Source organism: Streptomyces antibioticus (assembly GCF_002019855.1).
Classification (GTDB): Bacteria; Actinomycetota; Actinomycetes; order Streptomycetales; family Streptomycetaceae; genus Streptomyces; species Streptomyces antibioticus_B.
Map to the genome: position 1 here is coordinate 1,013,151 of NZ_CM007717.1, position 21,301 is coordinate 1,034,451.

Here is a 21,301-nt window from a genome sequence, read left to right on the forward strand (position 1 = left end):
CGGACATACCGGACACTAGTCACGGTGTGTCCGCCCCGCGCGGACGTGGGCAGGCCGGCCGACCACAGGCCGATCACAGCACGGCGACCGGGGTGACGGGCGAGCCCGTGCCGCCCGGGATGTTCAGCGGCGCCACGACGATCATGAACGTGTGGCGGCCCGCCTCGGCCGTCGCCCCGGCGAGGGCCTCCAGATCGAGGTTGTCCAGCAGCGGCACCCCCAGCGCGGCGACCGCCAGCGCGTGCACCGGCGAGTGCACACCCGCCACCGGCGACGGCCGTACGTCACTGTCGCCGTCGCTGCCGATCAGCGCGACCCCCCGCTCGGCGAGCAGCGGCACCGCGTCCACATGGAAGCCCGCGCTGAGCGCGGCGGAGTCCCAGGCGCCGCGTTCCGCGCGGCGGCGGACGTGCCCGGTGCGCAGCAGTACGGCGTCGCCCTCGCCGATCGTGACCCCGAGGGCCTTCTCGGCGGCGAGGACGTCCCGCGCCCGCACCGCCTGTCCGGGCTCCAGCCACGGGACCCCGTGGACGGCGGGCAGGTCGAGCAGCACACCGGTGGTGACGAGGGCGCCGAGCGCCGCGACCGCGCCGAAGCGGGCGCCCCCGGCGTCGACGGACTCGTCCGCCGCCCGGCCGTCGTAGAGACGGCCCCGGTAGGCGATGTGGGACAGCGCGTCGAGATGGGTGACGCTCCGGCCGTGGTAGTCGGCGGCGACGAAGTCCTTGTACGCGGAGGGCTCCGGGCTCTCCACGTCTCCGAGGTCGGTCATGTGGTGCAGCGCGGGCCGGGGATTGTCGGGTCCGGGCCGGGTGTCCCAGGGCAGCGCCAGCGGAACGACCTCCCCGGACCGCACCCCGGCCACGGCCCGCCGCACCTGCTCCGCGCCCACCCGGTTCCAGGCACCCCGGTCGGCGGGGGTCCAGCGGCCCCAGGCACGCACGGCGTCGAAGAGCGCGTCGAACTCGGTCATCCGCGTCTCCTCCGTGAGGACAGTCCCGAGGGTAGCTGGCCTCGGGGCTGTTCCTCGGTATCCGGCTGTTGACCGCTCAGCCCATCCGCCGGTGACCGCTCAGCTCATCCGCCGGGCCCTGTGAGGACGCGCGCCAGCGGGGAGCGCGGGAACGGGTCTCACGGAATCTCAGGCAGTTGCAACCCGGTGCAGTGCCCGCGCCGGACCTGGTCCTTCGCGAACTCCGTCACGTACTCGCGCAGCAGGACGCGCCGCGCTTGCTTCTCCGCCTCGGTCAGCGGGCGCTGCCTCTCGTCCCTCTCCTTCTCCTCACGAGGGCGGTCGTCGTAGCCCCAGTACGCGGCGAAGCCGGCGTTCCCGCCGTCGCACCGGGCGACGGCCCATGCCCTGTCCTCGGTCAGTGCGGGCTTCCAGGTACCGGCGCCCATGGGCAGGGCGTCGGGGCCGGAGCCCCACTCGCGTACGTCCGTGCCCCAGTCACCGCGCCAACCGGTGAGCTCGACGAGCGGCCGGCCCCGCCGGTCACTGCCGTCATCGTCCTTCGGCGCGTACAGCGTGCAGCGTCCGACGATGCCGCCGTCCGCGAGGGCCATGCGCACCTCCCCGTCGCGGCCTTCCGCCGGAACACGGGTGGTGGCGAGGGCGTCGCAGGCCGTGCCCTTCGCGTCCGCGCGGGGCACGAACCGGCCGGTGTCCGGGACCGCTCCGTCTCTCGGTTCGGGCAGCGGCTCGCCACCACACCCCAGCTTCTCGGTCACCACGTTCGTCATCCGCACGGCGAGCCGCAGCATGGCGGCCTTCTCCTCGCGGCTCTTGGCGAAGTAGGTCCAGGTGGTCACGAGCAGACGGCGGTCGTCGCCGCGCGGCTCCCGGATGCCGGTCGGGCACTCGGGCATGAGGAAGACCCGGCTGTACTCGTCCTCGAATCCGGGCAGACCGCCCGGCAGGACGGCGTGCGGCGGATAGGAGGTCCCTGCGAACCGCAACTCCTCGTCGCGAGCCGGTCCTGGCGGATAGGCGTCGACGGCGACCACCACCTTGTCCGCATCGCTCTTCAGCACGCAGTGGTACTCACCGAGATCCTTGTCGAAGGACTCCCGTTCCGAGCCGAGTCGTACGTCCGTTCGTACCGTCTTCAGATCGTCACCGGGCAGGGCACCCCCGCATGCCTCGCGTGCCAGCCACCAGTCCGTCACCGGCGCGCGGACCGAGAACCCGACGATGACCAGCACGAGGCCCACAAGGGCCAGGCTCCACAGCAACGTGAGGTGCCTCGACACCCAATCTCCCACGACGTTCCCCCGTTTGTGCCGCACACGGCTTTCGCAACAGCGCGACCAGCCTCGCATGTCCCTTGCGCGCCGAGCCCAACGGGGTTCACTCCTCCCCCATCAGCCGCCTAGCCGAGAAACGACAGGCGGACCTGGCGCTCCGGGTTGTCCTTGTTGGTGTCCACCAGGCACACCGACTGCCAGGTGCCCAGTTCCAGCCGTCCGCCGATCACCGGCAGGGTGGCGTGCGGCGGCACGAAGGCCGGGAGGACGTGGTCGCGGCCGTGACCGGGGCTGCCGTGCCGGTGCTGCCAGCGGTCGTCGGCGGGGAGCAGGGTGTGCAGGGCGGTGAGCAGGTCGTCGTCGCTGCCCGCGCCGGTCTCGATGATCGCGATGCCGGCGGTGGCGTGCGGGACGAAGACGTTCAGCAGGCCGTCGCGGCCGGCCGCCGCCTCGTCGAGGAACGCCTCGCAGTCCCGGGTCAGGTCGACGACCCGCTCCCGGGTGCCGGACGCGATGTGCAGGACTCGGGTGGTGAACGCGGCTTCCATGAGCCCATCGTGACCCATCCGCCGGGGATACGACGTGTCCGGCGATAAGGCATGTCCGCCGCGTATCCGTCGCATGTCCGCTGCGCGAGACGGCCATTGACCCTGCCCCAGCGCCTGGCTACGTTCCTCGGCATGTTGCGTTCGGCGCTGCTCACCACGCGCGGTCACATCGACCTGCTGCGGGTGGCCTCGGCCGCGTGTCGCCGCTGACGCCCTTTCGCTCTCCGCCCCTTCCCGCGCCCGGCTTCCCGGGCTTTCTCGGCGTGCTCGCCGAGGTCGTCGTCGGTTCCCCCGAAAGGCTGCCGCTGCCATGGCGAACGACGGTCAGGTGCGGCTGCCGTGGGCCGTGCGCGTCGAGGGGCTGCGGCGCGTCCTCGACGGCCGGGTCGTTGTCGACGGTCTCCGTCTCGACGTCCGGCCGGGCGAGTTCGTCGCCCTGATCGGGGGTGACGGCAGGTCCGCGCTGTTGGGGATCCTCGCGGGGCTCGACCGCGACGTCGAGGGCACCGTGCTGGTGCCGCGCCGCAGGGCCCTCGCCTCCGGGGCGACTCGGCCGACGGCGTGGGAACGGGCGTGGCGCACGCTGTTTCCCGGCACCGGGGCCCGGCCCGCCGCCCTGGTCCGGGCGCTCACGGGCGAACCCGATCTGCTGCTGCTCGACGACCCGTTCGGCGCACTGGACGCGCCCGCCCGCGCCAGGGCCCGGCGTCTGCTGAGCGAGTGGTGGCAGCCGCGCGACCGCGCGGTCCTGCTCGTCACGGACGACGTCGAGGAGGCCATCCTGCTCGCCGACCGCGTGCTGGTGATGGACGCCGGGGCCGTCGTCCACGAGCGGCGGATCGGGCTCGGCCGGCCGCGCGACCCCGCCGACCCGCGGTTCGCCGTCCTGTGCGCGGGGCTTGTGGAACGCCTCCCGCGACCGGCCGGGGGAAGATCCGCGCGGACGGCGGCGTTAGGTGAAACGTGAACGATGTGCGTGAGGTCGAGGTGGTCGTCATCGGCGCCGGTCAGGCGGGACTGGCCGCCGCCTACCATCTGCGGCGCACCGGTTTCGAGCCCGAGCGCGACTTCGTGGTGCTGGACCACGCCCCGGGCCCGGGCGGCGCCTGGCGGTTCCGGTGGCCCTCGCTGACGTACGGCAAGGTGCACGGCATGCACGCGCTGCCCGGGATGGAGCTGACGGGCGCGGACCCGGCCCGGCCGTCGTCCGAGGTCATCACCGAGTACTTCGACGCCTACGAGCGGACCTTCGGTCTGCGGGTGCGGCGGCCCGTGGAGGTGACGGCGGTCCGGGAGGGCACGGGCGGACGGCTGCTGGTCGAGACCTCCGGCGGCACCTGGTCCACGCGGGCGCTGATCAATGCCACCGGCACCTGGGACCGGCCGTTCTGGCCGCGCTATCCGGGCCAGGAGACCTTCCGCGGACGGCAGTTGCACACCGCGGGCTATCCGGGGCCCGAGGCGTTCGCGGGGCTGCGGGTGATCGTCGTGGGCGGCGGCGCCTCCGGTACCCAGCATCTGCTGGAGATCGCGCCGTACGCGGCCGCCACCACCTGGGTGACGCGCCGGCCGCCCGTCTTCCGGGAGGGGCCCTTCGACGAGGACGCGGGCCGCGCGGCCGTCGCGCTCGTCGAGGACCGGGTACGGCAGGGGCTGCCGCCGAGGAGCGTGGTGTCCGTGACGGGCCTGCCCCTGAACGACGCGGTCCGGCAGGGTCTGGCGGACGGGGTCCTCGACCGGCTGCCGATGTTCGACCGGATCACCCCGGAGGGGGTGGAGTGGGACGACGGGCGGCGGGTCGCCGCCGACGTCATCCTCTGGGCGACCGGCTTCCGGCCCGCCCTCGACCATCTGGCACCGCTGCGGCTGCGCGAGCCGGGCGGCGGGATCCGGATGGACGGGACGCGCGTGGCGGCCGACCCGCGGATCCATCTCGTCGGCTACGGGCCGTCGGCCAGCACCATCGGCGCGAACCGGGCCGGCCGGGCGGCGGTACGGGACATCCGGCGCCTGCTGACCCGGGAGGCCGGCGAGCCCGCCGCCGCCTGACGGCTTCCGGCCGCGGCCTACGGGTTCGATGGGTTCTGTGGGTTCTGTGGGTTCTACGGTGTCTTCGGGGCGGCCGGGCTCTGCTGCTTCTGGCTCTGCTGGTTCCTGTTGAACTCGGCGACGTTCGCCTGGTGTTCCGAGTAGCTCGCCGTGAAGCGGGTGTCACCGGGCTTGACCGTGACGAAGTACAGCCAGTCGCCCGGCGTGGGGCTGATCGCGGCGCGCAGGGCCTCGTCACCGGGGTTGCCGATCGGCGTCGGCGGCAGTCCCATGCGCTGGTAGGAGTTGTAGGGGCTCTCGATCCGGGTGTCCGCCTGGGTCGTCTTCAGGGTCGAGCGGTTGAGCGCGTAGTTGATGGTGGAGTCCATCTGGAGGGGCATCCCGCGCTCCAGCCGGTTGAAGATCACCCGGGCCACCTTGCCCATGTCCGCCTTGGTGGCGGCCTCGGCCTGGACGAGGCTGGCGATGGTGACGGCCTGGTAGACGTTCATGGAGTTGCGCTGGGCACCGGCGGCGATCGGCGCGCCGTTGAACTTCTTGTCGGCGGTGTCGACCATGGCCGTCAGCAGGGACTGGGGAGTCGCCTTCTCCAGCGGGTACGTGGCCGGGAAGAGGTAGCCCTCCGGGTTGCCGTCCGCGTCGTTCGGCAGCTTCAGGCCGGCCTGCGGCAGTGCCTTGCGGGTGGTGCCGTCGGGCAGGGCGAGCGCCTTGTCGACGGCCTCGTAGACGCGGCTCGCCCGCCAGCCCTCCGGGATGACGAGCGTGGTCGGCTTCGGCGGCTCCTCCTGACGGTCCGTGCTCAGCAGCGGCACCGCCACGGCGGTGCCTGCCACGACGGCTCCGGTCGCGATGAGGGCGACCCGGCCCCGGCGCGTCAGTCGAATCGTGCTCCGTGGCGGAGTGTTCATCTGCATGCGGGCACGCTAACCCTCATATCGCCACAATTCCGGCATCACCGGGCGTATTTTCATCTTGTCGGCTCCATGGTCGGCTCACGTCGGGCGTCCCGACGCAGCAGCGCCGCGTACCGCCCGTCCCGCGTCAGCAGTTCCTCGTGCGTCCCCCGTTCGGCGACCCGTCCGGCGTCGAGGACCACGATCTGGTCGGCGTCGCGGACCGTGGACAGCCGGTGGGCGATGGTGAGCGTGGTGCGGTCGGCCGAGAGCGCGTCGATGGCGTCCTGCACGGCGTGCTCGGTGCGGGTGTCCAGGGCGCTGGTCGCCTCGTCGAGGATCAGCACCGGCGGGTCGCGCAGGATGGTGCGGGCGATCGCCAGGCGCTGCTTCTCCCCACCGGAGAAGCGGTGGCCGCGTTCGCCGACGACCGTGTCGTAGCCGTCGGGCAGGGCCGCGATGTGGTCGTGGATCTGCGCCGCGCGGGCCGCCGCGTGCAGTTCCTCGTCGGTGGCGTCCGGCTTGGCGAAGCGCAGGTTGTCGGCGACGGTCGCGTGGAAGAGGTACGTCTCCTGCGAGACCACGCCGACCGCGCGGGCGAGGGTGTCGAAGTCGAGGTCGCGCACGTCGACGCCGTCCAGGGTGACCCGGCCGCCGGTGACGTCGTACAGCCGCGGCACGAGGTGGCCCAGCGTGGACTTGCCCGCGCCGGTGGAGCCGACGACCGCGAGACTGCCGCCGGCGGGGACGGTCACGTCGATGCCGTCGAGGACGGGGGCGCCCTGGTCGTCGTAGGCGAACGTGGTGTTCTCGAAGCGGACCTCGCCCTTCACCTGGTCGAGGTGGACCGGGTCGGGCCGTTCGGTGATGTCCACGGGCAGGTCGAGGTACTCGAAGATGCGCTGGAAGAGCGCCAGGGAGGTCTGGATCTGCACACCGGTCGCCATCAGGCTCACGGCGGGCCGGAACAGGCCCTGCTGGAGGGAGACGAAGGCGACGATCGTGCCGAGCGAGACGGCGGGGCCGCCGAGCTGGAGCGCGAGACCCGCGGTCCAGTAGATGAACGCCGGCATCGCGGCCATCACGATCGTGATCACGGACATGCGCCAGCGTCCGGCCATGTTCGAGCGCACCTCGAGGTCGACGAGCCGCTCGGACTCGTCGGCGAACGTGCGCGTGAGGGAGTCGGCGCGGCCCATGGTGCGGCCGAGCAGGATGCCGCTGACCGACAGCGACTCGGTGACCGTGGCGGCCATCGCGGCCATCTGCTTCTGCCGCTCGGTGGTGATCTTCCTGCGCTCGTCGCCGACCCGGCGGCTGATCCAGACGAACACCGGGAGCAGGACAAGGGAGACGACGGTCAGCCGCCAGTCGAGGGCGATCATCGCGACGACGGTGGCGACCACGCTGGTGAAGTTGGAGACCAGGGAGGTCGCCGTGGAGGTGACGGTGGCCTGCATGCCGCCGATGTCGTTGGCGATGCGGGACTGCACCTCGCCGGTGCGGGTGCGGGTGAAGAAGGCCAGCGACATGCGCTGGAGCCGGCCGTAGACGGCGGTGCGCAGATCGTGCATGACGCGCTGGCCGACGGTCGTGGAGATCAGGGTCTGGAGCACGCCGAAGACGCTGCTGAGGACGGCGCTGAGGATCATGCCGAGGGCGAGGAGGCTCAGCAGGCCGGTGCGGCCCTCGGGGATCGCGACGTCGAGGATCTCCCTCAGCAGGAAGGGCGTGGCGACCGAGACCAGCGAGGAGGCGCCGACCAGCAGGCCGACGACCGCGAGCCGGCCACGGTAGGGACGGAACAGCCGCAGGATGCGGCGCACCTGGGGATCGGGTTTGTCGGGCTTCATGGGCTCCTACGGTGATGTGAGAACGAAGACTTGCGGAGCATAGCTCATTGTTACCTATGCTCACAATGAACGTGGTCCTGATATTGTTCCCGCATGACCACGCCCGATCCCGACGGCCCGCTCACGGAGCAGTTGCTGCGCTTCACCCGCCGGGTGCACCGGATCCAGAAGCACCACCTCCAGCAGCGCGGCCTGGGCATCACTCCGGCCCAGTCCCGGCTGCTGCGCACGCTGGCCCACTACGACGCGCCGCCGCGGATGGCCGATCTCGCCGAACGGCTGGAGGTGGTCCCGCGCGCCGTGACGACCCTGGTCGACGCGCTGGAGGCGGGCGGGCGGGTGCGCCGGGTGCCGGATCCGACCAACCGGCGGGTGATCCGGATCGAACTGACCCCGTCCGGACACGAGGCCCTGCGCGAGCTGCACGCGGCCCGCCGGTCGGCGGCGGCAGAGATCCTCGCCCCCCTGACGGGCGAACAGCGCGAGGTGCTCGGCGGGCTGCTGGACACGCTGATCGACGGGGGTGCGGTGCGGGGGTGCTGAGACGGCAGAAGGTGCCGGGTGCTGAGGCGGTAGAAAGTGCGGGGGCGCTGAGGCGGTAGAAGGTGCGGGGCCGGCGAGAGCTACGCCTTCAGTGCCGCCCGGTCCCCCATCAGGACCACCGGGTGCCGGGCCGGGTCGAGGGTGCGCAGGAGGTACTCCATCGCCGGGCGGGGCATGCTGACGCACGCCGACGTGCCGCTGCCGTGGTCCAGATGGAGCCAGATCCCGCCACCTTTCTCCTCGCCGGCGGGCCGCTCCGGGTCGTCGGGCGGATTGCCCGGGACGCGGTTGTAGTCGATCGCGATGACGTAGTCGAAGTCGTGCCAGTGCGACCGCTCCCACCAGCGCGGCGCCGCGAAGTCGTCCGAGCGGGTGTACGGCAGACGGGTGCCGGGGTCGGCGAGGACACCGCCCGCGTCGCTCAGCGTGAACACCCCGACGGGACTGCGCTCGTCCCCCACGTGATGGTCGGGCGTCCAGCCGTTCTTGCCGTTGTGCCCCCGCCAGTCGCGCACCCGCTCCCAGAGGCGGCCCCGTTTGGTGTAGAGGACGACGGTCGCCTTCGCGGAGTCCTCGTCGTCGCCGTACACGGCCACGACCTGGCGGGAGTCGGCGGGGATCCGGCTCTGCCAGCGGTCGCCGACGTCCGGGATCCGGGCCGACGCGGCCGTGGCCCGCGCGGCGCCGCCGCTCCCGGCACGTGTGCCCGTCCGGTCCGCGCCGCAGGCGGAGAGCGCGGGGAGAGCAGTGAGAAGAAATGCGCAGGCCGCCGCCCATCCGGCTGTCCCGCGCCGTACACCACCAGGTCGCATCCGCCCATGCTCGCACCACTTTCCGTGCTTTCACGGCAGGTTGCGGGCGGCCGTGCCGCGTCGGACGACCGCCGGATCCGGTCGGCGTCACGGAAAACCGGTTGATTTCGACGACGCTACGACGCGAACCTTTCACGGTTTGTTGCCGCGCCATCTCACCCATCTCTCGCCCTCCTCTCACCCTCCTGACACGAGCCACTGGGACGTCATGCAGATCCAAGACCTTCCGTACCCCGACCCGGGTGTGCCGGACGTACGCTCGGGAGCCCGCTTTCTGTGGTGGCTCGGCCGCAACCAGCTCGGCGGCCAGCTCAAGGCGCTGGCCTGGGGCATGCTGCACTTCGTCGCCGTCTCCGCCCTGCCCTTCTGCGTCGGGTTCGCCATCGAGGCCGTCGTGGACCGGTCCGGCAGCCGACTGGCCGTCACCGGCGGGCTGATGGTGCTGTGCGGTACCGCCACCGCGATCGGGGACACCTTCCTGCACCGCGCCGCCGTCACCAACTGGATCACCGCCGCCGCCCGGGTGCAGCAGCTCCTCGCCCGCAAGGCGTCCCTGCTGGGCTCGGCGCTGACCCGGCGGGTCGCGGCCGGCGAGGTCGTCGCCGTGTCCACCGGGGACGTCGAGAAGATCGGCTGGTTCGTGGAGGCCGTCTCCCGGTTCACCGCCGCGGCCCTCACCGTCGTGCTGGTCGTGGTCGGACTCGTCGTCTACCAGCCGGCACTCGGCGTCGTGGTGGCCGTGGGACTGCCCGTCCTCGCGCTCGCGGTGCTGCCGCTGCTGCCGCCCGCGACCCGCCGCGCCGACTTCCAGCGCGAGAAGGCCGGACGGGCCACCGAACTCGCCTCCGACACCGTCGCCGGCCTGCGGGTGCTGCGCGGCATCGGCGGCGAGGACCTGTTCCTCGACCGCTACCGCGAGGCATCCCAGGAGGTGCGGCACGCCGCCGTGCGCAGTGCCCGCATGTGGTCCCTGATCAGCGCCATCCAGGTCCTGCTGCCCGGCCTGCTCCTGATCGCGGTCGTCTGGCACGGCGTCCGGCTGGCCCGCGAGGGCCGCATCTCCGTCGGTGAACTGGTCACCGTCTACAGCTCCGTCATGGTCCTCACCTACCCTCTTCGGCACTTCGAGGAGATCGCGATGGCCTACTCCTTCTCCCGGCCGTCGGCCCGGCGCGCCGCGCGCGTGCTGTCCCTGGAGCGGGCCACGGACGCCGGCGGATCCCGCACGGCCGGCCTGCCCGCCGGAGACCTGTACGACCCGGCCACCGGACTGCTCGCCCCCACCGGCCGGCTGACGGCCGTGGTGTGCGGCGACCCGGACGCGGCGGGCCGGCTGGCGGAACGGCTGGGCGGGCACCCCGCGCAGGACGACGGCCCGTCCGTGCTGCTCGGCGGGGTGCCGCTGGACGAGCTGCCGCTCGACTCCGCGCGCACCGCCGTCCTCGTCCAGGACAAGGATCCGGTGCTGCTGTCCGGTTCCCTGCGCGAGCTGCTCGACGTGCCCGCCTCGGGTGCCGTGGAGCCCTCGGCCGCGCTGGCCGCCGCCCAGTGCGGGGACGTGCTGGACGCGCTCGTCCAGGGTTCGCTGGACGCCGACGACCCGCTGGACGCGCTGATCACCGAGCGCGGCCGCTCGCTCTCCGGCGGCCAGCGGCAACGGCTCGCCCTGGCCCGGTCGCTGCTCACCGACCCCGAGGTGCTCGTCCTGGACGAACCCACCTCGGCCGTCGACTCGCACACCGAGGCACGGATCGCCGACGGCGTACGGGAGCTGCGGGCCGGGCGCACCACGCTCGTGTTCACCTCGTCACCCCTGCTCCTGGACCGGGCGGACCGGGTGGTCCTGGTGCACGAGGGCGAGGTCGCCGCGGTCGGCGCGCACCGCGAACTGCTGCACACCGAGCCCCGGTACCGGGCCGTCGTGACCCGGGAGACCGACGAGGAGAAGGCGCTCGACGGTGGACCGGCGGCGCTGGACGGCACGGGACTGCGCCGGCTCGACGCGCTGGACGAGAAGAACCTGAACGCGCTGGAAGAGATCGAGGAGACGGCATGATCGGCGTGGCACCGCCCGCCTACGACCCGGCGGCACCGACGACGGCGAGCACCCTGCCGGTGGGCGCCCCCGCGACCGTGCGCGGCTACGTGGCCGAGCTGCTCCGCAGGCACCGGCGTGCCTTCCTCGTCCTGCTGGTCGTCAACACGGTCGCCACGGTGGCGTCCATGGTGGGCCCCTGGCTCTTGGGCGACCTCGTGGAACGGCTGTCGGACGGAGCGCGCGAACTCCATCTGGGGTTCACCACCACGCTGTTCGTGCTCGCCCTCGTCGTGCAGGCGGCCTTCGTGCGCCAGGTGCGGCTGCGCGGCGCGATGCTCGGCGAGCGGATGCTGGCCGATCTGCGCGAGGACTTCCTCGTCCGCTCGGTGCGGCTGCCGCCGGGCGTCCTGGAGCGGGCCGGCACGGGTGATCTGCTGTCCCGCATCACCACGGACATCGACCGGCTGGCCAACGCGATGCGCGAGGCCGTGCCGCAGCTCACCATCGGCGTGATGTGGGCGGGGCTGCTGCTCGGCGGACTCGTCGTCATGGCACCGCCGCTGGCCCCGGCCGTCCTCCTCGCCGTCCCGCTGCTGGTGGTCGGCTGCCGCTGGTACTTCAAGCGGGCGCCGGCCGGCTACCGCTCCGAGGCCGCCGGTTACGCCGCCGTGGCCGCCGCGCTCGCCGAGACCGTGGACGCCGGGCACACCGTCGAGGCCCACCGCCTCGGCGACCGCCGAATCGCCCTGTCCGAGCTGCGGATCCGGCAGTGGACGGCGTGGGAGCGCTACACCCTGTGGCTGCGGTCGATCCTCTTCCCGGTCATCAACCTGGTGCATGTCACCGTGCTGGGGTCGGTCCTGGTCCTCGGCGGAGTGTTCGTCCTGCACGGCTGGATCGACGTCGGCCAGCTCACCACCGGTGCCCTGCTGGCGCAGATGCTCGTCGACCCGGTCAACCTGATCCTGCGCTGGTACGACGAACTCCAGGTGGCGCAGGTGTCGCTGGCCCGGCTCGTCGGGGTCCGCGACATCGAGCCGGACGGCGGCGACTCCGGGCTGGCGCCGGACGGCCGGGACGTGCACGCCGACGGGGTCCACTTCGGGTACCGCGAGGGTGTCGACGTGCTGCGCAAGGTGTCGCTGGAGGTCGCCCCCGGCACCCGGCTGGCGCTGGTCGGCCCCTCGGGTGCGGGCAAGTCCACGCTGGGCCGACTCCTTGCCGGCATCTACGCGCCCCGCGACGGCCGGGTCACTCTCGGCGGCGCCGAACTGTCCCGGATGACCGCCGAACGGGTCCGCTCCCATGTGGCGCTCGTCAACCAGGAGCACCACGTCTTCGTCGGCACCCTCCGCGACAACCTCCGGCTGGCCCGGACCGGCGCCGAGGACGCCGAGCTGTGGGCGGCGCTCGGCGCGGTCGACGCGGACGGATGGGCGCGCGCCCTGGACGACGGCCTGGACACCGAGGTCGGCTCCGGAGGGGCCACGCTCACCCCGGCGCAGGCCCAGCAGATCGCCCTGGCCCGGCTGGTCCTCGCCGATCCGCACACGCTGGTCCTGGACGAGGCGACCTCGCTGCTCGACCCGCGTGCCGCCCGGCACCTGGAACGGTCGCTCGCCCGTGTCCTGGACGGCCGGACCGTCGTCGCCATCGCCCACCGTCTGCACACCGCGCACGACGCCGACGTCATCGCCGTCGTCGAGAACGGCCGCATCAGCGAGCTGGGCAGCCACACGGAGCTGGTGGAGGCGGACGGCGCGTACGCGGCCCTCTGGCGGTCCTGGCACGGGTGACGGGGGAACGGGAGGAGCCGATCCGGGCGCGGCCGATGAGGGTGGCGGAGAAACGGGCAGACCCGCCCCGGGCCCGGCCGACGGGCATGGAGCGGTAGCGGGAAGACCCGGTCCGGGCCCGGCCGTCCGAGGTCGCGGGGATGGGTGCTCCGGGGCGGTCGGCCGGGGTACCCGGGGCGCGGGCGTGGCGTCTGGCGTTGCGCGGTGCCGAAGCGTGATGGAACGCTGGATAACGGCACCCGAGCGGGAGCCGGCCGGAACCCGGCCGACGCGCACCCCGCCCGACCTGTGCCCCGTACGGCGGTGCCGCACCGCCGGCCACGGTGAGAACGGGCCCGTCACCCCCTGGAGGTACCCGTGAACAGCGCCGACGGATGGGGGGACGACGTCTACCAGCCCGACTCCTCCGACGTCCAGGACGACGCCGGGCTGCTCGACGCGGAGGACACCCTCGTGAACGACGGTGTCGAGGACCCTCTCGATCGCGGCTGGTCCCCTCCGGAGCGGCCCTGGGCCGTGGAGCACACCGGGGTGACGGCCGCCGAGCGCCGGGAGGGCGAGACGCTGGACCAGCGGCTCTCGGAGGAAGTGCCCGATCTCGCCGTACCGGACGGGGACGGCCTCGGCGACTGCGACGGCACCGACGGGGAACTCCTCGACAACGAGGTGGGCGCGGCCCGCTCCGGCCGTCTCGTGGCGCCCGACGAGGGCACCCACGAGGACGAGGAGAGCGCGCTGGTCGCCACCGACGTGGGGATCGACGGCGCCGCCGCCTCCGCCGAGGAGGCCGCGATGCACATCGTCGACGAGGACGCCCTGTCCGGCTGACCCGGCCGTCCCCGGCCGGGCCGTGCCCGTTCCGCCGACGGCGCACGAGACGACGCACGAGGAGCATCCATGCCGAAGGACACGCAGCCCGACTACCACCCGGTCGTCTTCCGCGACCGTGCCGCCGGTTACGCCTTCCTGACCCGTTCCACCGCGACCAGTGAGCAGACCATCGACTGGGACGACGGCGAGACCTACCCGGTCGTGGACGTGGAGATCTCCTCGGAGAGTCACCCCTTCTACACCGGCAAGGCCCGCACGGTGGACACGGAGGGCCGGATCGCCGCCTTCGAGCGGCGTTTCGGCGAGAGCGGCGGCGCCTGAGCCTCCGCTCGCGCCACGGGCGCCGGGCGCGTGCCCGGCGGGCCTCAGATGAAGTTGAGGGCGGCCGCGGCGCCCACGCCGCCGAGCACCATGAACACCGGCATCAGCACCTTCAGCTCGACCCAGCTTCCGGCCCGGAAGCGCATCGCCTTCGGCGGGCCGATCGGGTACCAGCGCTTGCGGCCGATCGGGATGGGCCACAGCACCGGGCAGCCCGACACGGTCAGCGCGTCCCCGATGTCGTGCACCAGGGCGCCCAGCACGATCGGCAGCCCCAGCCACAGGTACTCCTGGCCGGGCTGGGTGAACAGCCAGTCCGAGCCGTTGCCCGGCTTGTCCAGGACGCCGGCCAGGATCCACGCGCTGGTCGCGGCGAGCAGCCACACCAGGACATCGCTGCTCGAACCCCGCGCCGCCCGCCACAGCAGACCCTCGATCGCCAGCACCATGTGCGCGAAGAGGATGGCGAGGACCGCCCAGCGGCCGCCGGCGATCGCCAGCGCCGAGGCGCCCGCGCCGATCATGACGGCCCACAGCCAGGTGTGCGTCAGGGTGCGGTGGCCGCCGGAACGGCGCGGGTCGCCCTGCTTCTTGGTGGCCTTGTAGACGGCGTAGGACAGCTTGTCCACGACCTCGCAGAGCCATCGCGAGACGGGTCCGAAGGACCGCGAGATGGTCGCGGCCTTGTGGTCGAGGTCGGGGGCGAGTGCGGCACCGGCACAGATCAGCGCGCCGACGAGCAGGACGGGCCAGGGCATCGTGTGCCCCGCCGCGGCCGCGGCCGCTCCGACGCCGAGCCAGGCGGCGGCGCCCGACAGTGAGTGTGCTGGTCCCATCATGGCCGTTGCCCGCCCTGTTCCTCGTGTGCCGCTGTCCAGTTGACCGGGTGCGATGACGCTCCGTCGGCGACACAGCGTAGCTCCCGTGATCATCGGTCCGGCAGCCGATTCCCCCATCGAGGGTGCGGACAGGCAAGATGGGGGCGTGACCCTCATCGATCAGTTGCCGCCTACCGCAGATCCCGACGCCCTGTACGAAGCCTTCGAGTCCTGGACGCAGGAGCGCGGTCTCACGCTCTACCCCCACCAGGAGGAGGCGCTGATCGAGGTGGTCTCCGGCGCGAACGTGATCGTGTCGACGCCCACCGGCTCCGGGAAGAGCATGATCGCGGCGGCGGCGCACTTCGCGGCCCTCGCCCGTGACGAGGTCACCTTCTACACGGCCCCGATCAAGGCGCTGGTGTCGGAGAAGTTCTTCGAACTGTGCAAGATCTTCGGCACCGAGAACGTCGGGATGCTGACCGGCGACGCGTCCGTCAACTCCGACGCCCCGGTCATCTGCTGCACCGCCGAGGTGCTCGCGTCGATCGCGCTGCGCGACGGCCGGAACGCCGACGTCGGCCAGGTCGTCATGGACGAGTTCCACTTCTACGCCGAGGGCGACCGCGGCTGGGCCTGGCAGATCCCCATCCTGGAGCTGCCGCAGGCGCAGTTCGTCCTCATGTCGGCGACCCTCGGCGACGTGTCCTTCTTCGAGAAGGACCTCACCCGGCGCACCGGCCGCCCCACCGCGGTCGTCCGCTCGGCGACCCGGCCGGTGCCGCTGTCGTACGAGTACCGCTACACGCCGCTGACCGAGACGCTCACCGATCTGCTGGAGACCCGGCAGGCTCCGGTCTACATCGTGCACTTCACGCAGGCGCAGGCGGTGGAGCGGGCGCAGGCGCTGATGAGCATCAACATGTGCTCGCGCGAGGAGAAGGAACAGATCGCCGAGCTGATCGGCAACTTCCGCTTCACCACCAAGTTCGGCCGCAATCTGTCGCGGTACGTGCGCCACGGCATCGGCGTGCATCACGCCGGCATGCTGCCCAAGTACCGGCGTCTGGTGGAGAAACTCGCCCAGGCCGGTCTGCTGAAGGTGATCTGCGGTACGGACACCCTCGGGGTCGGCGTCAACGTGCCCATCCGCACCGTGCTGTTCACGGCCCTCACGAAGTACGACGGCAGCCGGGTGCGCACCCTGCGCGCCCGTGAGTTCCACCAGATCGCGGGCCGGGCCGGGCGGGCCGGCTTCGACACGGCGGGCCTGGTGGTCGCGCAGGCGCCCGAGCACGTCATCGAGAACGAGAAGGCGCTCGCGAAGGCGGGCGACGACCCGAAGAAGCGCCGCAAGGTGGTCCGCAAGAAGGCGCCGGAGGGCTTCGTCGGCTGGACGGAGAACACCTTCGAGAAGCTGATCGAGTCGGATCCGGAGCCGCTGACGTCCCGCTTCCGGGTGACGCACACGATGCTGCTGTCGGTGATCGCCCGGCCCGGCAACGCCTTCGCGGCGATGCGTCATCTGCTGGAGGACAACCACGAGCCGCGCCGTCAGCAGTTGCGGCACATCCGGCGGGCCATCGCGATCTACCGCTCGCTGCTGGACGGCGGGATCGTCGAGAAGCTGGACGAGCCGGACGCCACCGGCCGTATCGTGCGGCTCACCGTGGACCTCCAGCAGGACTTCGCGCTGAACCAGCCGCTGTCGACCTTCGCGCTGGCCGCGTTCGAGCTGCTGGACCCGGAGTCGCCGTCGTACGCGCTGGACATGGTCTCCGTGGTGGAGTCCACCCTCGACGACCCGCGGCAGATCCTCGCCGCCCAGCAGAACAAGGCGCGCGGCGAGGCGGTCGCCGCGATGAAGGCGGACGGCGTCGAGTACGAGGAGCGCATGGAGCGGCTCCAGGACATCACGTACCCGAAGCCCCTGGAGGAGCTGCTCTTCCACGCGTACAACACGTACCGCAAGAGCCACCCGTGGGTCGGCGACCATCCGCTGTCGCCGAAGTCCGTCATCCGTGACATGTACGAGCGGGCGATGTCCTTCACGGAGCTGGTGTCCTACTACGAACTGGCCCGCACCGAGGGCATCGTGCTGCGCTACCTGGCCGGCGCCTACAAGGCCCTCGACCACACGGTGCCGGACGACCTCAAGTCCGAGGACCTCCAGGACCTGATCGCGTGGCTCGGCGAGATGGTGCGCCAGGTCGACTCCAGTCTGCTGGACGAGTGGGAGCAGTTGGCCAACCCGGAGGAGCTGACCGCCGAGCAGGCGCAGGAGAAGGCCGACGAGGTCAAGCCGGTCACCGCCAACGCGCGCGCCTTCCGCGTCCTGGTCCGCAACGCGCTGTTCCGCCGCGTCGAACTCGCCGCGCTCGACCAGGTCGAGGAGCTGGGCGAGATGGACGCCGAGTCCGGCTGGGACGCCGACGCGTGGGGCGAGGCGATGGACAAGTACTGGGACGAGTACGACGACCTGGGCACCGGCCCGGACGCGCGCGGTCCCAAGCTGCTCGTCATCCAGGAGGAGCCGCAGGACCGTCTGTGGCGCGTCCGTCAGATCTTCGACGACCCCAACGACGACCACGACTGGGGCATCAGCGCCGAGATCGACCTCGTGGCCTCCGACGCGGAGGGCCGGGCGATCGTCCGGGTCACCCAGGTCGGCCAGTTGTGACAACAGCGCGAGGCACAGGAGAAGCACACCGATGACGAACCCGGCCGAGAGGCTCGTCGACCTGCTCGACCTCGAGCAGATCGAGGTCAACATCTTCCGCGGCCGCAGCCCGCAGGAGTCCTTCCAGCGGGTGTTCGGCGGGCAGGTGGCGGGCCAGGCGCTGGTCGCCGCCGGCCGGACCACCGAAGGTGACCGCCCGGTGCACTCGCTGCACGCGTACTTCCTGCGACCGGGCCGGCCGGGGGTGCCGATCGTGTACCAGGTCGAACGGGTGCGGGACGGGCGGTCGTTCACGACGCGCCGGGTCACCGCCGTGCAGCAGGGCCGCACGATCTTCAATCTCACCGCCTCCTTTCACAAGCCTGAGGAAGGTCCCTTCGAGCACCAGTTGCCGCCGGCGCGTGAGGTTCCCGACCCGGAGTCCCTGCCGTCGGTGACGGACGAGATCCGGGAGCATCTGGGCGCGCTGCCCGAGCAGTTGGAGCGGATGGCGCGCCGTCAGCCCTTCGACATCCGGTACGCGGACCGGCTGCGCTGGAGCGCCGAGGAGGTCAAGGACGCCGAGCCGCGCAGCGCGGTGTGGATGCGCGCGGTCGGGCCGCTCGGCGACGATCCGCTCGTGCACACCTGCGCGCTCACCTACGCCAGTGACATGACGCTTCTGGACGCCGTGCGGCTGCCGGTGGAACCGCTGTGGGGTCCGCGCAACTTCGACATGGCGTCGCTGGACCACGCGATGTGGTTCCACCGTCCGTTCCGCGCGGACGAGTGGTTCCTGTACGACCAGGAGTCGCCGATCGCGACGGGCGGCCGCGGGCTCGCCCGGGGCCGCATCTACGACCTTCAGGGGCGGCTGCTGGTGTCGGTCGTGCAGGAGGGGTTGTTCCGAGCGCTGTGACGTCGGTGGTTCACGCGCTTCTCCGGAGGAGTCGGGCGAGGAGACCGCGTGCCTTCCGCTCGGGTGTCCGGTACTGCGGGTCTGTGCGGCCCGGCTGGTCCGGGCGGGCGTCCGTGGCCGGCGGCTGAACCGTCTCCGCCGGCCGGGGCATCATGGCGGGCCGTGGCGCGGGGTGATGGGCGCGGGCCTCGTCGAGGGTGCGGGCGAGGTCCGACCTGAGCCAGCCGATCTCGTCGGGATCGTCGGCCGTCGTGAGCTTCTCGACGAGGTGCGCGGCCGGTGTGCCGGGGGCGCTGTGGCCGACCGGCGCGGGCCGGAAACGATTCAGGTGCGAGCGTTCGTAGGGGTCCCTGACGATCTCCGCGATCTGGACCGGATCGAGAAACCTCGCCAAGGCTCCGGCACGTTGCCAGGGATCGTCCGCCTGGCGGAGCAGGAAGCCCAGGTGGCGTCCCCGCCAGTTCCGCGGGCGCAGGTCCAGCCCGGCGGCCAGCCTGGCCCGCATCGGCTCGGGCGTACGGGCCGTGAGCAGCGCGGCGCTGCTCTCGTCGGCCGCGAACTGCCGTAGCTCTTCGGCCAGATAGAGCCAGACGATCGCGCGGTAGCGGTTCAGATAGAAGGTGACGGGCACCATCACCCCTTGGCGGGCGAGGCGGGTGAACCGGGTGGCGGGCACCCCCAGGATCGCGGCGGCCTCGCCGGTGCCGACGGCCCGGACGCTGTCCCTCAGTGCCTCGGGGAAGCCGGGCCGGGCGCGCAGCCGGTCGATCTCCGCCGCCAGTACGCGACGGCCCCCTCCCCCTTCGTCGGGCACGGTCCTGATCTGCCCCAGGTGGACCGCGAGGTCGAACTCGCGGCGCTTGAGTCCCAGTTCGCGCGCCGCTCGGGTGGGTGTGCGGGAGTCGGTGTGCGGTGATGTGTGCGGTGGCGTGACGGTGTTGCCGGACATGGTCGGTCTCCCCCGTGAAGTGAAGTGGAGCAAGGTGACGTGATGCAGTCGGTCCGTCGCTGTGTGCGACGGCGACTGACGGGAAAACCGTAGCCCGGTTCGCGGATCTCATGGCAAGCCTGTGGATAACTTCGCGACGCGGACGGATCTGCAAGGAGAACGCACAGGTCAGAGGTCAGGGAAGGGGTCGCGGTCGGGTTCTCGGGCGTCCACGGTCAGATGTTCGCCGACCCGGCTGACGAGGAGCGTCATCTCGTAGGCGATCTGGCCCATGTCGGCCTCCACGCCGCTCAGGACGCAGAGGCAGCTTCCGGTGCCGGCCGCGGTGACGAACAGCAGGGCGTCGTCGAACTCGATCATCGTCTGGCGGACCTGGCCCGCGCCGAAGTGGCGCCCGGATCCCTTGGCCAGGCTGTGCAGGCCGGAGGAGACGGCGGCGAGGTGCTCGGCGTCCTCCCGGCGCAGTCCGCGGCTCTGGCCCGCCACCAGCCCGTCGTTGGAAAGGACCAGCGCGTGGCGGACGTGGTCGACCCGCTCGGTCAGGTCGTCCAGCAGCCAGCTCAGTCTCTCTTTCTGCCCCATGTCCCGTCTCCCCCGTGTGAGGTTCCCCTGGTGGCGTGTCCCGTGCGTCCTCCGCCGTGCCGGAGGGTCTGTCCGCCACCCTTCCCCAGGTTCGGTGGCGGGGGCAAGGAGTCGGGCGAGGCGGCGCGCCCGGCGGGACGTCGTCCGAAGGGGGACGGGGAGGGGCGTGCGCCCGGCGCTCGTCAGCCGACCGAGTCGAGCAGCCGGGCGGTGTGCATGCGTCCGGCGTACTCGACGAGCCGGATGAGCACCTCCTTTCCCGAGGCGCGGTCACGGGCGTCGCACAGGACGACGGGGGTGCCGCCGTCGAGGTCGAGGGCCCGTGAGACGTCCTGGGCGCCGTAGGAGCGGGCGCCCTGGAAGCAGTTGACGGCGACCACGAACGGGATGTGCCGGTGCTCGAAGTAGTCGACCGCGGGAAAGCAGTCCTCCAGGCGCCGGGTGTCGGCGAGGACGACGGCGCCCAGGGCTCCCTGCGCGAGTTCGTCCCACAGGAACCAGAAGCGGTCCTGGCCGGGGGTGCCGAACAGGTAGAGGGAGAGGCCGGAACGGATGGTGATGCGGCCGAAGTCCATGGCGACGGTCGTGGTGACCTTCCGGTCGACGCCGCCGGTGTCGTCGACCGACCGGCCCGCCTCGCTGAGCAGTTCCTCGGTGCGCAGCGGTTTGATCTCGCTGACCGCGCCGACCAGGGTGGTCTTGCCGACGCCGAACCCGCCGGCGACCAGGATCTTCAGGGCCAGGGGTGTGGTGTCGTCACCGGTGGCGTCGGAGTGCTCGGAGACCATGGATCACTTCTCTCAGGAGAGTCTGTGGCGGTCAGGAGAGTCTGTGGCGGTCGTGCGACGTCAGCATCATGGCAACCGAGGGCCCTTTCCATGGGGTGGGACCGCTATCTGGCCGATCTGACTCCGCTGTTGCCTGTTCGGGGTGCGAAAGTGTGCGCGAGCCGGTGCGGGGCCGTCCGTACCCGTCCGCATCGGTCGTCGCGTCCACCGGCGGGGACGACGTGTCTACAGGGCTCGCAGACCCTCGATGACCTCGCGCAGGACGCGTTCGTCCGGCAGGTGGGCCGGGGGCACGGGGCGGCTGACGGTGACGCAGCCGAGTTCGAGCAGGTCCCCGAGGAGCACTCTGACCACGCCCACCGGGAGGTCGGCGCCCGCCGAGAGTTCGGCGACGGACTGGGTCTCCGCCCGGCACAGGCCGATCAGGGTGCGGTGTTCGGGTCCGAGCGCCGCCCCGTCGGTGCCGGGGGCACCCGGGTCCAGGGTGACCAGCGCGATCAGGTCGAAGCGCACTCCGGTGGGGCCGGGCCGGGTCCGGCCGCCGGTCATCGCGTACGGGCGGACGAGGGGCCCGGCCTCGCTGTCGTACCACTGGCTGCCCGGGTCCTGCCGGGCGGCGGCGGTCGTGTCCTCGGTCATCCGTGGGGGTCGCTCT

21 protein-coding genes are annotated in these 21,301 nt (G+C 72.1%); 10 read left to right on the top strand and 11 right to left on the bottom strand.

Annotation, left to right across the window (positions count from 1 at the left end; all coding sequences use genetic code 11):
- Positions 1-73 precede the first annotated feature (73 nt).
- The 3 genes from AFM16_RS04500 to AFM16_RS04510 all read right to left on the bottom strand — a co-directional run bounded on the left by AFM16_RS04500 (position 74) and on the right by AFM16_RS04510 (position 2,795).
- The gene (locus AFM16_RS04500; protein ID WP_078632527.1) at positions 74-973 is read right to left on the bottom strand and encodes a cyclase family protein; all 900 of its coding nucleotides are present in this window, start codon (positions 971-973) and stop codon (positions 74-76) included.
- 158 nt (positions 974-1,131) lie between these two features.
- Complete coding sequence (locus AFM16_RS04505; RefSeq protein ID WP_143648311.1) at positions 1,132-2,253, bottom strand: hypothetical protein; 1,122 nt, start codon at positions 2,251-2,253, stop codon at positions 1,132-1,134.
- Positions 2,254-2,372: 119 nt separating this feature from the next.
- On the bottom strand, positions 2,373-2,795 hold the full coding sequence (locus AFM16_RS04510; RefSeq protein WP_030786803.1) for a secondary thiamine-phosphate synthase enzyme YjbQ: 423 nt from the start codon (positions 2,793-2,795) through the stop codon (positions 2,373-2,375).
- Between the two features lie 132 nt (positions 2,796-2,927).
- Here AFM16_RS04510 and AFM16_RS40605 point away from each other — a divergent pair, with 132 nt between their 5' ends.
- From AFM16_RS40605 to AFM16_RS04520, 3 genes are all read left to right on the top strand, one after another.
- On the top strand, positions 2,928-3,005 hold the full coding sequence (locus tag AFM16_RS40605) for a putative leader peptide (RefSeq protein WP_354752945.1): 78 nt from the start codon (positions 2,928-2,930) through the stop codon (positions 3,003-3,005).
- Between the two features lie 100 nt (positions 3,006-3,105).
- Positions 3,106-3,762: a hypothetical protein gene (locus AFM16_RS04515; protein WP_078632529.1), complete on the top strand. Its 657-nt coding sequence runs from the start codon at positions 3,106-3,108 to the stop codon at positions 3,760-3,762.
- On the top strand, positions 3,759-4,844 hold the full coding sequence (locus AFM16_RS04520; RefSeq protein ID WP_078632530.1) for an NAD(P)-binding domain-containing protein: 1,086 nt from the start codon (positions 3,759-3,761) through the stop codon (positions 4,842-4,844). The genes AFM16_RS04515 and AFM16_RS04520 overlap by 4 nt, the downstream gene beginning before the upstream one ends.
- A gap of 53 nt (positions 4,845-4,897) precedes the next feature.
- Here AFM16_RS04520 and mltG read toward each other — a convergent pair whose 3' ends face one another.
- Entirely contained in the window at positions 4,898-5,758 is an 861-nt protein-coding gene (mltG, locus tag AFM16_RS04525) for an endolytic transglycosylase MltG (RefSeq protein ID WP_078632531.1), read from the bottom strand.
- Between the two features lie 53 nt (positions 5,759-5,811).
- Positions 5,812-7,590: an ABC transporter ATP-binding protein gene (locus AFM16_RS04530; protein ID WP_078632532.1), complete on the bottom strand. Its 1,779-nt coding sequence runs from the start codon at positions 7,588-7,590 to the stop codon at positions 5,812-5,814.
- Between the two features lie 93 nt (positions 7,591-7,683).
- Here AFM16_RS04530 and AFM16_RS04535 point away from each other — a divergent pair, with 93 nt between their 5' ends.
- Entirely contained in the window at positions 7,684-8,133 is a 450-nt protein-coding gene (locus AFM16_RS04535) for a MarR family winged helix-turn-helix transcriptional regulator (protein ID WP_078632533.1), read from the top strand.
- Between the two features lie 80 nt (positions 8,134-8,213).
- On the opposite strand, the gene AFM16_RS04540 is transcribed toward AFM16_RS04535, so the two are convergent.
- Positions 8,214-8,945: a L,D-transpeptidase family protein gene (locus AFM16_RS04540; protein WP_078632534.1), complete on the bottom strand. Its 732-nt coding sequence runs from the start codon at positions 8,943-8,945 to the stop codon at positions 8,214-8,216.
- A gap of 208 nt (positions 8,946-9,153) precedes the next feature.
- Here AFM16_RS04540 and AFM16_RS04545 point away from each other — a divergent pair, with 208 nt between their 5' ends.
- The 4 genes from AFM16_RS04545 (at position 9,154) to AFM16_RS04560 (ending at position 13,931) form a co-directional block, all read left to right on the top strand.
- Positions 9,154-11,001 carry an ABC transporter transmembrane domain-containing protein gene (locus AFM16_RS04545; RefSeq protein ID WP_078632535.1) on the top strand — a complete coding sequence of 616 codons (1,848 nt, stop codon included), beginning with the start codon at positions 9,154-9,156 and terminating at the stop codon, positions 10,999-11,001.
- Positions 10,998-12,779 (top strand): ABC transporter ATP-binding protein, encoded by a 1,782-nt coding sequence (locus AFM16_RS04550; protein WP_078632536.1) that lies wholly within the window; start codon positions 10,998-11,000, stop codon positions 12,777-12,779. The genes AFM16_RS04545 and AFM16_RS04550 overlap by 4 nt, the downstream gene beginning before the upstream one ends.
- Positions 12,780-13,136: 357 nt before the next feature.
- A complete protein-coding gene (locus AFM16_RS04555) occupies positions 13,137-13,607 on the top strand; it encodes a DUF5709 domain-containing protein (RefSeq protein WP_030786776.1) in 471 nt (156 codons plus the stop codon).
- Between the two features lie 69 nt (positions 13,608-13,676).
- Positions 13,677-13,931 carry a type B 50S ribosomal protein L31 gene (locus AFM16_RS04560; RefSeq protein ID WP_030786774.1) on the top strand — a complete coding sequence of 85 codons (255 nt, stop codon included), beginning with the start codon at positions 13,677-13,679 and terminating at the stop codon, positions 13,929-13,931.
- Between the two features lie 44 nt (positions 13,932-13,975).
- On the opposite strand, the gene AFM16_RS04565 is transcribed toward AFM16_RS04560, so the two are convergent.
- Positions 13,976-14,770, bottom strand: a complete 795-nt coding sequence (locus AFM16_RS04565; RefSeq protein WP_030786771.1) for a metal-dependent hydrolase — start codon at positions 14,768-14,770, stop codon at positions 13,976-13,978.
- A gap of 145 nt (positions 14,771-14,915) precedes the next feature.
- On the opposite strand from AFM16_RS04565, the gene AFM16_RS04570 reads away from it, so the two are divergent.
- A complete protein-coding gene (locus tag AFM16_RS04570; RefSeq protein ID WP_078632537.1) occupies positions 14,916-17,429 on the top strand; it encodes a DEAD/DEAH box helicase in 2,514 nt (837 codons plus the stop codon).
- A gap of 31 nt (positions 17,430-17,460) precedes the next feature.
- Positions 17,461-18,327: an acyl-CoA thioesterase gene (locus AFM16_RS04575; RefSeq protein ID WP_030786758.1), complete on the top strand. Its 867-nt coding sequence runs from the start codon at positions 17,461-17,463 to the stop codon at positions 18,325-18,327.
- A 10-nt stretch (positions 18,328-18,337) separates the two neighbouring features.
- Here AFM16_RS04575 and AFM16_RS04580 read toward each other — a convergent pair whose 3' ends face one another.
- The 4 genes from AFM16_RS04580 to AFM16_RS04595 all read right to left on the bottom strand — a co-directional run bounded on the left by AFM16_RS04580 (position 18,338) and on the right by AFM16_RS04595 (position 21,285).
- Entirely contained in the window at positions 18,338-19,276 is a 939-nt protein-coding gene (locus AFM16_RS04580) for a DUF6397 family protein (protein WP_078632538.1), read from the bottom strand.
- 168 nt (positions 19,277-19,444) lie between these two features.
- Positions 19,445-19,858: a roadblock/LC7 domain-containing protein gene (locus AFM16_RS04585; RefSeq protein ID WP_030786752.1), complete on the bottom strand. Its 414-nt coding sequence runs from the start codon at positions 19,856-19,858 to the stop codon at positions 19,445-19,447.
- 182 nt (positions 19,859-20,040) lie between these two features.
- On the bottom strand, positions 20,041-20,646 hold the full coding sequence (locus tag AFM16_RS04590; RefSeq protein WP_030786750.1) for a GTP-binding protein: 606 nt from the start codon (positions 20,644-20,646) through the stop codon (positions 20,041-20,043).
- Positions 20,647-20,871: 225 nt separating this feature from the next.
- Positions 20,872-21,285 (bottom strand): DUF742 domain-containing protein, encoded by a 414-nt coding sequence (locus tag AFM16_RS04595; protein WP_030786748.1) that lies wholly within the window; start codon positions 21,283-21,285, stop codon positions 20,872-20,874.
- Positions 21,286-21,301 lie beyond the last annotated feature (16 nt).